Source organism: Blautia sp. An249, from assembly GCF_002159835.1.
In the GTDB taxonomy this organism is placed as follows: domain Bacteria; phylum Bacillota; class Clostridia; order Lachnospirales; family Lachnospiraceae; genus Blautia_A; species Blautia_A avistercoris.
In genome coordinates this window covers 1-13,192 of record NZ_NFJL01000035.1, presented here as the reverse complement: position 1 = coordinate 13,192, position 13,192 = coordinate 1, and the positions used below count along the sequence as shown (strand labels likewise).

15 protein-coding genes and 1 pseudogene are annotated in these 13,192 nt (G+C 39.9%); 13 read left to right on the top strand and 3 right to left on the bottom strand.

All coding sequences use genetic code 11. The features are described from left to right. Positions 1-288 precede the first annotated feature (288 nt). Positions 289-801, bottom strand: a complete 513-nt coding sequence (locus tag B5F53_RS18815; protein ID WP_087226934.1) for a helix-turn-helix domain-containing protein — start codon at positions 799-801, stop codon at positions 289-291. A 185-nt stretch (positions 802-986) separates the two neighbouring features. Here B5F53_RS18815 and B5F53_RS18810 point away from each other — a divergent pair, with 185 nt between their 5' ends. From B5F53_RS18810 to B5F53_RS18780, 7 genes are all read left to right on the top strand, one after another. Continuing rightward, positions 987-1,181, top strand: a complete 195-nt coding sequence (locus B5F53_RS18810) for a MarR family transcriptional regulator (protein ID WP_087156620.1) — start codon at positions 987-989, stop codon at positions 1,179-1,181. Between the two features lie 2 nt (positions 1,182-1,183). Continuing rightward, a complete protein-coding gene (locus tag B5F53_RS18805; protein WP_087226932.1) occupies positions 1,184-2,293 on the top strand; it encodes a site-specific integrase in 1,110 nt (369 codons plus the stop codon). Further along, positions 2,284-2,613: a plasmid mobilization protein gene (locus B5F53_RS18800; RefSeq protein ID WP_087226930.1), complete on the top strand. Its 330-nt coding sequence runs from the start codon at positions 2,284-2,286 to the stop codon at positions 2,611-2,613. Before B5F53_RS18805 ends, B5F53_RS18800 begins: the two co-directional genes overlap by 10 nt. Positions 2,614-2,706: 93 nt before the next feature. Continuing rightward, positions 2,707-3,717 carry an AAA family ATPase gene (locus tag B5F53_RS18795; protein WP_087226928.1) on the top strand — a complete coding sequence of 337 codons (1,011 nt, stop codon included), beginning with the start codon at positions 2,707-2,709 and terminating at the stop codon, positions 3,715-3,717. Between the two features lie 66 nt (positions 3,718-3,783). Further along, complete coding sequence (locus tag B5F53_RS18790) at positions 3,784-4,017, top strand: complexin-2 (RefSeq protein WP_087226926.1); 234 nt, start codon at positions 3,784-3,786, stop codon at positions 4,015-4,017. Positions 4,018-4,095: 78 nt separating this feature from the next. Then, positions 4,096-4,335, top strand: a complete 240-nt coding sequence (locus B5F53_RS18785) for a hypothetical protein (RefSeq protein ID WP_087226924.1) — start codon at positions 4,096-4,098, stop codon at positions 4,333-4,335. A 172-nt stretch (positions 4,336-4,507) separates the two neighbouring features. Beyond that, positions 4,508-5,800, top strand: a complete 1,293-nt coding sequence (locus B5F53_RS18780) for a plasmid recombination protein (RefSeq protein ID WP_087226922.1) — start codon at positions 4,508-4,510, stop codon at positions 5,798-5,800. Positions 5,801-5,842: 42 nt separating this feature from the next. On the opposite strand, the gene B5F53_RS18775 is transcribed toward B5F53_RS18780, so the two are convergent. Beyond that, positions 5,843-6,298 (bottom strand): very short patch repair endonuclease, encoded by a 456-nt coding sequence (locus B5F53_RS18775; protein WP_087226920.1) that lies wholly within the window; start codon positions 6,296-6,298, stop codon positions 5,843-5,845. 169 nt (positions 6,299-6,467) lie between these two features. On the opposite strand from B5F53_RS18775, the gene B5F53_RS18770 reads away from it, so the two are divergent. From B5F53_RS18770 to B5F53_RS18745, 6 genes are all read left to right on the top strand, one after another. After that, on the top strand, positions 6,468-6,677 hold the full coding sequence (locus tag B5F53_RS18770) for a helix-turn-helix domain-containing protein (RefSeq protein WP_087226918.1): 210 nt from the start codon (positions 6,468-6,470) through the stop codon (positions 6,675-6,677). Continuing rightward, on the top strand, positions 6,677-7,885 hold the full coding sequence (locus B5F53_RS18765) for a DNA cytosine methyltransferase (RefSeq protein WP_087226916.1): 1,209 nt from the start codon (positions 6,677-6,679) through the stop codon (positions 7,883-7,885). The genes B5F53_RS18770 and B5F53_RS18765 overlap by 1 nt, the downstream gene beginning before the upstream one ends. After that, positions 7,872-8,612: a PmeII family type II restriction endonuclease gene (locus B5F53_RS18760; protein WP_087226915.1), complete on the top strand. Its 741-nt coding sequence runs from the start codon at positions 7,872-7,874 to the stop codon at positions 8,610-8,612. Before B5F53_RS18765 ends, B5F53_RS18760 begins: the two co-directional genes overlap by 14 nt. A 66-nt stretch (positions 8,613-8,678) precedes the next feature. Further along, positions 8,679-9,806, top strand: a complete 1,128-nt coding sequence (locus B5F53_RS18755) for a DNA cytosine methyltransferase (protein WP_087226913.1) — start codon at positions 8,679-8,681, stop codon at positions 9,804-9,806. A gap of 9 nt (positions 9,807-9,815) precedes the next feature. After that, positions 9,816-11,957 carry a sensor histidine kinase gene (locus B5F53_RS18750; protein WP_087226911.1) on the top strand — a complete coding sequence of 714 codons (2,142 nt, stop codon included), beginning with the start codon at positions 9,816-9,818 and terminating at the stop codon, positions 11,955-11,957. 4 nt (positions 11,958-11,961) lie between these two features. Further along, the gene (locus tag B5F53_RS18745) at positions 11,962-12,963 is read left to right on the top strand and encodes a response regulator (protein ID WP_087226909.1); all 1,002 of its coding nucleotides are present in this window, start codon (positions 11,962-11,964) and stop codon (positions 12,961-12,963) included. A gap of 151 nt (positions 12,964-13,114) precedes the next feature. Here the strand turns inward: B5F53_RS18745 and B5F53_RS20470 are convergent. Then, positions 13,115-13,192: pseudogene (locus B5F53_RS20470) on the bottom strand (DUF6017 domain-containing protein); the annotation flags it as partial.

Sequence of the window (13,192 nt, the reverse complement as noted above, 5' to 3'; positions counted from 1 at the left end):
AAATCAATGCACCCTGTTTCATAGGGCCGTCCTCCTTTCAGATTTTCCCGGCAGCCATGTCATGGGCCACCAGGGAGTTCGAGTAAGTAAAGAAATCTGAGAACCCGCATAAACAGGGCGTTTGCGATGCATTAGAGGGCTATTTGATAACAAAATGATAACACTGGATGAAAAGCATTTATTCATTTTTCGTCAGAGGTTATCAGGTAAAATCCAACTGAAACCAATAGAAAAGGTCTTACTGAATTGAGTGAAATCAATTTGGCAAGACCTTTTTTGTTGGTTTTTTTAATCTGTATTGTTTTCAGCTTTCCGTTTTTCACGAAGAGCGTCCAGATCACGGCGGGTCTGTTCCCACTCCATTTTGGGATAGGTATAGCGCCACTGATCGTATTCTTCTTTGGTGATCTCGCCGGACTCCAGTTTCTCTGCCTGCTGATACCATGCGTTAAACATATCCCACATACTAAGGTAGGATATTCCGGCGTCTTTGTCCAAACGGAGGCAGAGTTCGCCATCCAGTTTTCCGATTTTCAGACCACGGGTATCTTCCAGTGTAAAGAGAGTGTGCATAAGTCCAATATCCGTGTCAATATCGGGAACATTCAAAGCGTGGGGCGATACCTCAAAAATCTGTGCCAGTGCGTTTAAATATTTCTCTTTCGGGCTGCGTGCGCCTTTTTCATACTGGGCAATACGGACGTCTGCCTGAGAGTCGCTAAACCCCAGAAGTTTGCCCAGATATTTTTGTGTAAAGCCACGGAGTAGCCGGAAATAATGGATTCTTTCGCCAATAGCCATAACCATTCTCCTATCTGAAGTCTTTTGATAGGTTGAGTATAACATAAAAGTATAGGAACAATCAAGAGAAAACCAATACAAAAAAGTATAGAAATTTCTGTAAAACCACTTGACCAATACAGAAAAGTATAGTAATATGTAACTATACAAAAATGTATAGAATAAATAAGAAAGAGAGGTAGCTTATGGAGAAAATGTTTATGCGAGTGAGCGAAGTCATGGAGGCACTGGATGTTTCCGAGTCTTATGCTTACAAATTGATCCGAAAACTCAACAAAGAACTGGAAAAGACAGGATGCGTTACAATTCCTGGCAGGATTGACCGCAAGTTCTTTTATGAACAGTTTTACGGTACACAGTCATACGAAGGGAGGAATTAGAAGTGCCGATATACAAAACTGAGAAAAATGGAACTTGGTATGCAATGGTGCGCTATAAAGACTGGAAAGGGGAGCGTAAGCAGAAATGCCAGCGTGGGTTTGCTACTAAGCGGGAGGCGCAGGAGTGGGAACGGCAGTTTCAGTTGCAGAAACAAGCAAATATGGATATGACGTTAGAGAGTTTCTGCAAGTTGTATGAGGCAGATGTGCGTCCACGATTGAAAGAAAACACATGGCTTACTAAGGAAAGCATTATTCAAAGCAAAATTCTTCCTTATCTGGGGCAGAGAAAAATGTCTGAGATTACGGCAAAAGATGTGATCGACTGGCAGAATGAAATGCGGAGCCAGAAAGGGAAGACAGGTAAGCCCGTATCTCCCACCTATCTGAAAACAATCCACGGACAGTTGAGTTCCATTTTCAACCATGCAATCCGCTACTATGATCTGAATATCAATCCGGCGAGAAAGGCGGGCACAATGGGAACAGAGGAAAGCAAAGAAATGTTGTTCTGGACAAAAGAAGAATATCTGAAATTTGCGGAGGCAATGATGGACAAGCCGCTTTCCTACTACGCTTTTGAAATGCTCTATTGGTGTGGCATCAGGGAGGGTGAACTGTTGGCACTGACGCCAGCGGACTTTGACTTTCATAACCAGACGGTAACGATCAATAAATCCTATCAGCGGTTAAAGGGCAGAGATGTGATTACCAGCCCGAAGACGAAGAAAAGTAACCGGGTGGTTAAAATGCCTCAATTTTTGTCTGAAGAAATGGAAGATTGCATGAAACTGTATTATAGCCTGAAACCAACAGACCGCCTGTTTCCGGTGACGAAACATTATTTATCACATGAAATAGACAGAGGATGTAAGGCTGCCGGGGTAAAACGGATCAGGATCCATGACCTTCGTCACAGCCATGTTTCCCTGTTGATAGATATGGGGTTTACGGCACTGGCGATTGGAGACCGAGTAGGACACGAAAGTGAAAAAATTACTTACCGATATGCACACTTGTTCCCTTCAAAGCAGACAGAAATGGCAGACAGGCTCAATATTGAGAGAACAGGGAACGGAACAGAGAAAGGAGAAAACAAGGAATGTCAGTAAAAGTTTTGGATCGGCAGGGGCGTTGGAGAAATAAGATTGTGGCGTTCCGGGTATCGCCGGAAGAAGATGAACAGCTTGAGGCGGCTGTACGGCTGTCGGGATTGACAAAGCAGGATTATATTATCCGCCGCCTGCAGGAAAAAGAGATTGTAGTGGTGGGAAATCCCAGAGTGTATAAGGCTTTGAAAAATGAATTTGCAAAGGTATTGGAGCAGTTGGAACGCATAGAGGCAGGCACCGGCGTTTCCAGAGACTTATTAGATACGATTGAACTAATCACAAATACAATGCAGGGTATGAAAGATGAAAAAAGCCTTTAAGTGTCGGCAAACACCTAAAGGCTGGGACTTGGTAAAATACCAAAATCAATCTATCTGTATTCTACCAGAGTCCCGCAATGCTTTCAACCGGAAATGGAGGTAAATTTGAAAAACAGAAAAGCAGAGCCGGGACTCCGGCTGATCAATATGGAGGATGTTGCGGTAGAGCAAGTGGAATGGCTGCTCTATCCGTTTATCCCGTATGGGAAAGTCACAATTATACAGGGAGATCCCGGAGAGGGGAAAACAACAATGGTGTTGCAGATTATAGCAAAGCTGACAAAAGGCGAGTCCGTGCTGTCAGTAATGGACGGAGAGGAAGAACCCGCAGAAAAGGTAGGCGAGCCAGTCAATGTGATCTACCAGACCGCAGAAGACGGGCTGGGCGATACCATAAAGCCCCGTCTTCTGGCGGCAGGGGCAGACTGTTCCAAAGTGCTTGTCATTGATGACAGTGAACAGCCATTGACTATGTTAGATGACCGTCTGGAACAGGCAATCCGGCAGACAAACGCTCGTCTTGTAGTCTTAGATCCGATTCAGAGTTTCCTTGGAGCGGAAGTAGATATGCACCGGGCAAATGAAATCCGTCCGTTGATGAAACGGGTATCTGTGCTGGCGGAAAAATACCACTGTGCGATTGTCCTGATCGGTCATATGAACAAAAACAGCACCGGAAAATCTTCATACAGGGGGCTTGGTTCTATTGACTTTCAGGCGGCGGCAAGGAGTGTTCTGATTGTAGGGCGTGTGAAGAATGAGCCGGAAACAAGAGTAGTTTGCCATGTAAAAAGCTCCCTTGCACCAGAGGGAAAATCAATCGCTTTTCGCTTGGATAAAGAGAACGGATTTGAATGGATCGGGGAATATGACATCAGTGCGGATGATCTGCTGAGCGGCAACTGTCGGGGAAAGAAAATAAAAGAGGCGAAAGAGTTTCTGGTGGAAATATTGGCAAATGGAGCAGTTGAACAGAATGTGATTTTTAAAGAGGCAGAAAGCCGGGGAATTAAAGGAAAAACGCTCTGGAATGCGAAGAAGGCGCTTGGAGTTCAGTCTAAAAAGACAGGGGATCACTGGTCATGGATATTACCGGAACAATAATTCAACATGGCAAGATTACCATTTCTTTAGGAACAGGTAATGTTGCCACCTTGGAAGGAGGTTTGGATGAAACAGGTTCAGATACCACAGGAATTGTTTGTGCAACTGATCCGCTATCATCTGATGGAGGACGACAGTAATGCGAATGAGATAAGGATAGGATTGGAGAAGAAATTAGATGCAATGGTACTGCGTGAGCTATATAGAAAGGCTAAGACTGCTCCGACAGAGACGGAACGGGAAAAAGCCCGGCAGGAATATCTGGACAGGCGTGGGATACCGGACAGCTTTCGTTGGTAATGGTTTGTTTCTTTGATGATATAAGACAGGAGCGTGGCACGCTCCTGTGATAGCGGACAAGGCGGAAGGAGGGAGTTTATGATTATCCAGCCGGAACGTGGAACACGGAATATCAATGAAAAATTTTATGAGATGGAGACGAGACAGATTGCTATGCTCAATGAAATTTTTGGAGAGGTAGAGCTGACAAAAGGAGAAATGCGGACGTTGGTATGGCTTGCAGGATGGGAGGAAAGCACAGTGGCAAATGTGGTGTCCGCTATACGAAAAGCGATAGTGGCGGAAACAAGGCGGCTGAATCAGCCGCTCCGTCCGTAGGACGGATAAGCTCCCGGCAGGGCGCAAAGGCAGCTTTTGATAGACGGAACGGCTGTCGAAAGTGCTTTTGCGTTACTTTCGGCGAAAGTAACAAAGCCTGTGCGCCGTATCCGGCGCTGATTACTGCCCGAACAGGGAGAGAGGAGAGTTATTGAAGAGAACGATCAGTTTTATGACAGGGAAAGGCTCTGTCAACCACAACAGCAGAAAATTCCATGCGAAGAATACAGATCCAGAGAGAAGTTATCTGAATGTGGAATACTGCAATGAAAATATTAAAGACGTTTATCATGAATTATTTGATGAAGCGTTAGCCCGTTATAATGAAAAACAGACAAGGAATGACCGCAGGATTGACGATTATTATGAAAAAATCCGCTCTGGGAAACAGGAGAAGCCGTTCCATGAGATCATCCTGCAGATCGGCGACAGGGAGACAATGGGAGCGGAAACAGAAGAAGGCCGGCTGGCGGCAAAGATACTGGATGAATATATGCAGGATTTCCAGAGGCGAAATCCTACATTAAGGGTGTTTTCGGCTCATCTTCATATGGACGAGGCAACGCCCCATCTGCATATAGATTTTGTGCCGTATACAACTGGAAGTAAGCGAGGGCTGGATACGAGAGTATCTTTGAAACAGGCACTGTCAGCCCTTGGTTTCAAAGGCGGAACGAGGCGTGAGACAGAATTAAATCAATGGGTAGCGGCTGAAAAGCAGCAGCTTGCCGCAATTATGCTGGAGCATGGGATTGAGTGGGAGCAGAAAGGCACACATGAAAAGCACCTGTCTCTGTTGGATTTTGAAAAGCAGGAACGGGCAAAGGAAGTGTCTGCACTTGAGGAACAGATAGTGGAGTTGGAAGAGCATAATGCTATCATGCAGGAAATCAATGAAAAATATCTTGATCAGTTGGAGAACGTTGAGAAGGATATCTTTTCAGCACAGGAAAGCCGGGAAGAAGCAGAGAAGCAGGCAGAGCAGGCAAAGAAAAAGGCAGGTCAATATGAGAAAAAACTGACGGAGATCGCCCCTGTGGTAAAAGAGATGGAGCGGTTTGCAGAGAAATATTCTGCTGATCCGGATGAGATACTGCCGGAGGCAGGAACGCTGGAAACAGGGAAATCCTACCGGGAGAAGAAGGCAAAGCCTCTGATTAAGAAGATCGTGACGGTACTCCGGTCAGTTTATCGGGCTTACCTTGATCTTTCCAGAAGATTTACTGATATGCAGAGGTCATACGAGAGGGCATGGAGTAAGGTTAATTCTCTTACAGAGCGTGTAGAGGAACTTTGGAATGAGAATAGAGTGCTGAAAGAAAGGCTGGGAGATTTTAAGCGGGTAGAACGGGCGTTAGGAAGGGATACAGTTGAAACGATCGTTCAGAAGGAGAAAATGATAGAGCAGGCGGAGAAAGAACAGAAACGGGCGAAGAGACGAAAAATGGACAGAGGGGCAAGGTAAACAACAGGGGGCAAGCAGCTCCCTGTTTGCTGTAATAAGGCATTATGGAAGATCGTATGTATCATCATGGAAGGATGCCATTTTGCCGTCCCAGACAGCTTCCTCGATAACTTGGAGACACTCGTCAGTATGTTTTTTGATATCCTGTCCCCAGAAATGAATGACGGTGTATCCGAGGAAAAGCAATTTTTTGTCGTTCTCCCAGTCACGGTTACGGTTACATTCGATCTTTTTGATCCAATAATCGGGATTATGTCCTTTTTCAAGCCTTAGTTTCAAGTATTCCCAGTCCTTGCCGTGAAAAAATTCACTGTCACAAAAAATAGCGATTTTATATTTGGTAAGTACAATATCGGGAGATCCGGGAAGTGCTTTGTAATTCTTGCGGTACCGATATCCCTTGTGCCATAAAGCTTTGCGGAGCTGCAGCTCAATAGACGTATCTTTGCTGTGGATTTTACTCATATTTTTGGATACGGTAGCAGCGTCTCGTGGCATATAGATATCCCCTTTCTCCTGATGGAAATTTTGCTGATTCTATTTTAACAGTCCTGAAAATTATCGACAAGTACCATGTGGCGGAGATAGTGAATTATTTCGTTGACGGTATAAACGGGATGATTTATACTGGTAAGGTAAGAATTGATGTGTAAAAGAGGTACCCGAAATGACGATTTCCGAGCAAATTAAAGTGTTATGTGTACGGTCAGATATCAGCGTAGCAGAACTGGCACGCCGGATAGGCACATCACCGCAAAATTTAAGTGGGAAAATGAAAAGAGAAAGTTTTACGATAGCAGAGCTGGAAGATATTGCGCAGGCTGTAAACAGCTCTTTTGAAAGGAATTTTATATTAGAAAACGGAGAGAAGATTTGATGGGAAATTTAATAGAATATAGTGCTAAAAATGAATATGCCGATAATCGGGATGTTATTTCTTTGTTTTCTGGGGCAATGGGGTTAGATATAGGCCTGGAAAAGGCAGGGCTTAATGTTGTAATCGGACAGGATTTTGATGAATCATGTGTGAAGACAATGCATGCGAATGGTCATAATGTATTAGGTGGAGATATCCGTGAAATAGATCCACGTAAGCTGTTGGAACTGACAGGGCTTTCAGTTGCAGAGCCTTTCCTAATTTGCGGAGGACCGCCATGCCAACCGTTTTCAACCGCAGGAAAGCGTTTAGGGATCAATGATCCCAGAGGCAGCTTGTTTATGGATTTTATTCGGATGATCGACTATATCCGTCCACGCTTTTTTGTCATGGAAAATGTAAAAGGAATTATGTCGGCTCCTCTGAAGCACGTTCCTTTAGCGGAAAGAGACGAGAATGATCCTGATCAGAGATTAGGAACTGTTCTGGATGTTATTTTAGCTGAATTTGATAAATTAGGCTATAAAACGGTATATGGTGTTTTGGATGCGGTGAATTATGGAGTTCCTCAATTCCGTGAAAGATTTGTTCTGATCGGGAGCAGAGATAATGAGGATATTTTTCTTCCTCTTCCGACACATTTTCAAATGCATCAGGATAAAGCCTATCAGTGGAAAACTGTAAGGAGTGCGATTGCGGATTTGGAATTTGACAAAGGCGAGTGCGCTACATTAAGTGGAGAGCGCCTGAAATTTCTTAAAATGATTCCTGAAGGTGGAAACTGGCGTGACCTGCCGGAAAATATTATACCGATAGCTATGGGCGGCGCATATAAATCCGGCGGAGGAAAGGTTGGGTTTTACAGAAGGCTTTCTTATGACCAGCCATCACCGACGGTGGTTACATCCCCGGTTCAGAAAGCAACAATGATGTGCCATCCTACACAGGATCGTTCGTTAAGTATAAAGGAATATGCCCGGATTCAGCAGTTCCCGGACGATTGGATTTTTACCGGAACTACGGCTGCAAAATACCGTCAGATTGGAAATGCAGTGCCTGTTGGACTTGCAGAAGCAATCGGAAAGGCGGTTTGTGCAGTTGCAGATGGAAATGCAGTTGTAGAGACCAAACGTTTCAGAGGGACAAACGTACATAATAAGATAAGAAACGCAATAGAATTGGGAGGAAATCTGTATGCCGTTAAATAATTCATATGATGAACAGGAAGTTATAAAAGCGATAGCGACAGCTCTTGAGACGTTTTATGCTAATTTGATCGAAAAAATTGACGGACTAAATATCAAAAAAGTAATGAAGCGTAAAAATCCATATCTGTACCGGGCAAAAGCTATGCAGAGTGCCTCTGAGATTGTGGAGTCTGTGCTGACTGCTTTTGTAAGTTCAAGTGAAGAAACGATTTTCGGGAATTGCTTTTTTGAACCGATAGCCATAGCTGCCAGTGGTGGAAATAAAGCACTGGCAGAGGGAATTGATATTATGATTCAGGATAATGCGACAAATACAATTTCTGCTATTGCAGTGAAGAGCGGTCCGTCTGTGTTCAACGCCGACAGTAAGAAACGGCAGGAACAGAACTTTATGGCGGCGTCAAAGCTGGCACAGCAGGCCAAAGCCCGTTATGAGGCCTATATTGGGTACTGTTACGGAAAGAAAAAAGAATCCGGCAGAGGAAAGCCGAAAATGTATCAGGAATTGGCAGGAAAGCGGTTTTGGGCGGAACTGACTGGAGATGAGGATTTCTATATTAAGATTATCGGATATATGGGAACTATGCCGGAAAAATATGTGGCTGACTATAAGGAAAGCTATAATAAGGCGGCAAATAGGCTTGTGAGAGAATTTTCTAACAGTTTTTGCAAAGAAGATGGAAGTATTGATTGGGAAAAACTGGTAGAATTTAATTCGGGGGATTAAAAGATAATTACTTATAGTATTTCATAAATAAAATGATTGCTGATAATTCTTTTGGGAGAGATTTAAATGCGGATAGTTGATTTGTTCTCTGGGGCTGGTGGACTCACGTTTGGCTTCTATTATAATTTAATAAATGGAGAGTTTGTACGCAACGAAAATTGTGACATTATTTTTGCAAACGAGTTTGATTCTGCTGCTGCAGAGGCTTTTCGTATAAATTTTCCAGATTTAAATATGGTTGAAAAAGATATAAAACACTTGAAACGAGCCGAAATTCTTCGTCTTATTGGGGATGAAGAGGTGGATTTAATAATAGGTGGGCCCCCGTGTCAATCATACAGTACTATAGGAAGAAGAGTATATGATGACAAGGCAAAATTGTATAATGAATATTATAGGCTTTTAGAGATAATACGTCCTAGAATGTTTTTGTTTGAAAATGTTAAAGGAATGTTATCCATGAAAGATGAAAATGGTGATAAGGTAATAGATGTCATTGAAAACAAATTTGCGAATATAGATGGGGAATTTGGTTATCATATTGAATACGATGTTCTTGATGCCGTCCATTACGGAGTTCCACAGCATAGGGAAAGAGTTTTTATAATAGGGATAAGAAATGATTTAAATATTGAATGGGAATTTCCGGAAGGAAATGGGGAAATTATAACTTTGCGACAAGCCATTTCGGATTTCCCGGTTATTTCATCGGGAGAAGAGATTACTGATTATGGAGAGACCCGTCCTCAAAATGAATATCAACGAATAATGCGAGGAGATACACAGGTGTTGACATGTCATTTCCTTGCAGTATATGGCGATAAGATACAGACGATTATGAATCATGTGATTCCAGGAGAAGGACGAAATTATATAAATAAATTAGTGGAAGATGGTATCTTAGGTGAAGAGTACAAATTAACCTCAGGGTATAATAATACATATGGTAGATTATATGCGGATCAGCCATGTACGACTATTACAAATAATATGTCAACACCGTCCGGACTTCGATGCATCCATTATGATCAAAATCGTGCGTTAACGCCAAGAGAGGGCGCACGTATACAATCTTTTCCGGATTGGTTTCAATTTAGAGGAAATAGACGTCAAATAAAAACACAAATAGGAAATGCGGTACCGCCGCTTTTAGCTATGAAGCTAGCAGAGGCATTACAAAGAATTTTAGTGTAGGGGTGTAAAATGCAAAACAGTGACAATATCATTTATTTTAATTTCTCATATTTTGCATTAAAGTTATTGGGTAAAGGATTATATTCTAATCATTGGACTGCAATTGCAGAATTAGTTGCAAATGGATTAGATGCACAGGCTAAATCTGTAAAAATTCTCATTGATATGACTGACAAAGAGCATTCTATTATAGAAATATTAGATAATGGAACTGGTATGAATTATGATGATTTGGCTAACAAGTATGTCTTGATTGGAAAAAATAAAAGATTAGATGACTCCATAGATACTGAACTTAAAGAGCATTTTATGGGAAGAAAAGGCATTGGGAAATTAGCAGCCCTATATTTATCCAATAAATATTATTTATTGACGAAAACTTTACAATATGGGGAGGAAGCATGGTGTTTAGATGCGTCGAATGTAAGTGATTCTGATATACCACATTTAGATAGATGTATAGCAACAAATATTGGCATTAAATCAGAAAAGGAATGGAAAGCATTTGAAACAGGAACAATGATTCGACTAACCAATGTCAATTTGTCAAATTTTGGAGTAAGAAGCATTGAAGGATTTAAGGCGCGTTTGGCAGACTTTTATTTACTTGATGAGTTAGGCAGTAAAATTGAAGTTTCAATAATTGATTCTAAAAATAAAGAAATAAAATTTGAAAAAGTCGAGAAATCCATTGCCTTTAAAAATATGTGTGTTTTTTATTCGAATTCCTCAATTGATTTCAAAAAAAAATTATCAAGTACTATAAAAATGCCTTCTGAAATAGCGGAAATAGCTGAAAAGCTAAGGAGTGTAGAGATAATACCAAGAGAACAGTTTAAAGTTAGGGGGGAAAAAGAATTTTATACTGAAAATGGTGGAAAGATATCTTTACCATATGAAATGACTGGTTGGATTGGAATTCATACTTCAATTAAAAAGGAAGATGCTAACAGAAATGATAAATTGTTCTTGAAAAACAAGGCATATCGCCCTAATCAACTAAGACTATATGTAAGACGTAAACTGGCTGTCGAGAATTTTCTGGATTATATGAAGAATACTCAGGCATTTAGCAACTATATTGAAGGGGAAATTAGTTTTGATATTCTTGATAATAATCAACTTGAGGATATTGCTACGTCAAATAGACAGGGATTTGTTGAAGATGATGAAAGAATCATTTTATTGATAAATTTACTTAAACCTATAGTAGGGTATCTTATTAGACAACGTGTAAAATTGGGTACTATAGTGAATAATGAAGAGCGAGATTATAGAGAAAAAGAAAAAGAAGAAGCTGAGAAAAAAAGGCAACAAGAAGAAAAATTGCGAATAGAGGCAGAGAAGCGTAAAGAGGAGGAAGAGAAAAAGCGTAAAAAAGTTGAACAAGAAAAACAAGAAGAAAAAGAAAAAAGAGAAAAAGCAGAACAGCAAGTTTCGACTTTAAATGTTAATCTGGGAAGCGAAAAGAAAAGAAATGAATTTCTTATGGATTCATTGGGAGAAGATCAACTTAACTTCGCCAAAAGGTTACACATGTTAAAAATTAATATTAGTACAATGAATAAAGTAATAAAAAAACAAGTGATGAAACTTCAAAGAGGAAGATTGACAGAAAAGGATATTTGGGAAGCTTTAAAAAGAATGTCATATTTAACAATGCGGATGCGTGCCGTATTACAGTATGGTGCCTTAGCTAAATTTGATACAAAAGAGGAGACAACCACAGGGGATATATTTGAATTTATTAAAGAATACTGTGATAATATCCTTGGTCAATATGAGGATATAAAAATCCATATCAATAAGCCTGAAACAGCAATTTATATAACAAGTTTTGTGCCACAAGACATATCTATAATATTGGATAATATTGTAAGTAATTCAATAAAAGCTAAAGCGGATAATTTATTTTTTTATTTTGATGTCATAGAGGGACATGCTCAAATAGACATTATTGATGATGGTAATGGAATTGATAAAAACATTACTGATTTAGAAGAATTATTTGAGTTTGGGAAAGGCTATACTGATACAGGGACAGGAGTTGGATTATATCATATTAAAGATATTGTAGAGAATAAGATGCAAGGAAATGTAAGTATTATAGCAAGCAAAAAGAAAGGATTTCAATTAAGGATAAGGATATAATAAAATGAGATACGATATGAGAATATTGTGGGTAGAGGATATGCCTACATTTTATGAAGAAACAAAAGAAATTCTTGAGATGTTTGCAGAAGATATGGGATTAGTTGTGGGATTCCGCTATGTGCAAAATGTTAGTGAATTAATGGAGAATATGCAAAATGAAGAAAAAGGATTTAAACTGTATGATATTTATTTTATAGATTATACATTGTCAAATGGCGTGGTTGGGGATAGTGTAATAAAAGCCTTACGGAAAGTGGATGTAGATGCAGATGTCCTATTTTATTCTTCTGAACATGAAAAAGATATCCGAAGCACAATTGTAGATGATTTAAATTCGTTTCAAGGAGTATATATTGCTAACAGAGATAACTTTGAAGAAAAATCTACATTTCTTATAAAAAAGAATGGGAGAAGATTATTAGGATTGAACAGTATTAGAGGAGTTTTGATGGATCAAACCTCAGAAAATGACTTTACGGTAAATTCTTATATAATACGCAAATTTTGTCAATTGAAAGACAAAGAGAAAACGGTGATTTCCAAAATGCTCATTGAGTATATTACCCAAAAATCGAAAGATTTAGGTCAACAAATACCAGAGGTTTTGGAACATTTAGAAAAAGATGGTATTACTAATATAAAAAAGACAATGGGATTATCAAGCTATTTATTTCCTGTTGAGTTAAAATATCGGGTGTTCCAACAAATGATTAAATTTCTTGGGGATGATAGCTTTAATGATTATTCGTTAGATACATATTTAAATGAAACTGTTAAAGAGCGCAACAAATTAGCGCATAAGAAATTGGAATTATGTAAAACTCAACAATATATTTTGTATTATGATACAATCGACCAAAAAGAAAAAAGGAAATGCCCTAATACTTGCGACAATCATACTGACGAATATAAAATATCGATTCAGGATTGGAATAGAATTAGAAAGAATGTAATTGCGTTTGGAAAATGTTTTGATAATGTCCAAAAAAAATTGGAAGAGTAATATTGAGTAATATTATTTGATAACAAAAGCGTGATAACAAATTGATAACACTAACAGAGACAGACCATAGAAACATGACAGTTGGAAACAAATAAAATCAAATATAACCAAATCTCCTATACAAAACTGTATAGAACTAAATTTGATTTTGCGAGGTGTAATAGTTGCCGATGGTGGATGGGGCGTTGAACAGCGCCGCCCGCAGGTATTGCTTGATGTTGCGGATTTC

Coding starts and splice junctions, on each gene's coding strand:
- B5F53_RS18810 (WP_087156620.1), top strand. CDS start 987: ATGGAGAAAATGTTTATGCGAGTGAGCGAAGTCATGGAGGCACTGGAT.
- B5F53_RS18775 (WP_087226920.1), bottom strand. CDS start 6,298: ATGCCACGAGACGCTGCTACCGTATCCAAAAATATGAGTAAAATCCAC.
- B5F53_RS18795 (WP_087226928.1), top strand. CDS start 2,707: ATGGAGGTAAATTTGAAAAACAGAAAAGCAGAGCCGGGACTCCGGCTG.
- B5F53_RS18790 (WP_087226926.1), top strand. CDS start 3,784: ATGAAACAGGTTCAGATACCACAGGAATTGTTTGTGCAACTGATCCGC.
- B5F53_RS18785 (WP_087226924.1), top strand. CDS start 4,096: ATGATTATCCAGCCGGAACGTGGAACACGGAATATCAATGAAAAATTT.
- B5F53_RS18745 (WP_087226909.1), top strand. CDS start 11,962: ATGAGATACGATATGAGAATATTGTGGGTAGAGGATATGCCTACATTT.
- B5F53_RS18780 (WP_087226922.1), top strand. CDS start 4,508: ATGACAGGGAAAGGCTCTGTCAACCACAACAGCAGAAAATTCCATGCG.
- B5F53_RS18760 (WP_087226915.1), top strand. CDS start 7,872: ATGCCGTTAAATAATTCATATGATGAACAGGAAGTTATAAAAGCGATA.
- B5F53_RS18755 (WP_087226913.1), top strand. CDS start 8,679: ATGCGGATAGTTGATTTGTTCTCTGGGGCTGGTGGACTCACGTTTGGC.
- B5F53_RS18765 (WP_087226916.1), top strand. CDS start 6,677: ATGGGAAATTTAATAGAATATAGTGCTAAAAATGAATATGCCGATAAT.
- B5F53_RS18770 (WP_087226918.1), top strand. CDS start 6,468: ATGACGATTTCCGAGCAAATTAAAGTGTTATGTGTACGGTCAGATATC.
- B5F53_RS18815 (WP_087226934.1), bottom strand. CDS start 801: ATGGCTATTGGCGAAAGAATCCATTATTTCCGGCTACTCCGTGGCTTT.
- B5F53_RS18800 (WP_087226930.1), top strand. CDS start 2,284: ATGTCAGTAAAAGTTTTGGATCGGCAGGGGCGTTGGAGAAATAAGATT.
- B5F53_RS18750 (WP_087226911.1), top strand. CDS start 9,816: ATGCAAAACAGTGACAATATCATTTATTTTAATTTCTCATATTTTGCA.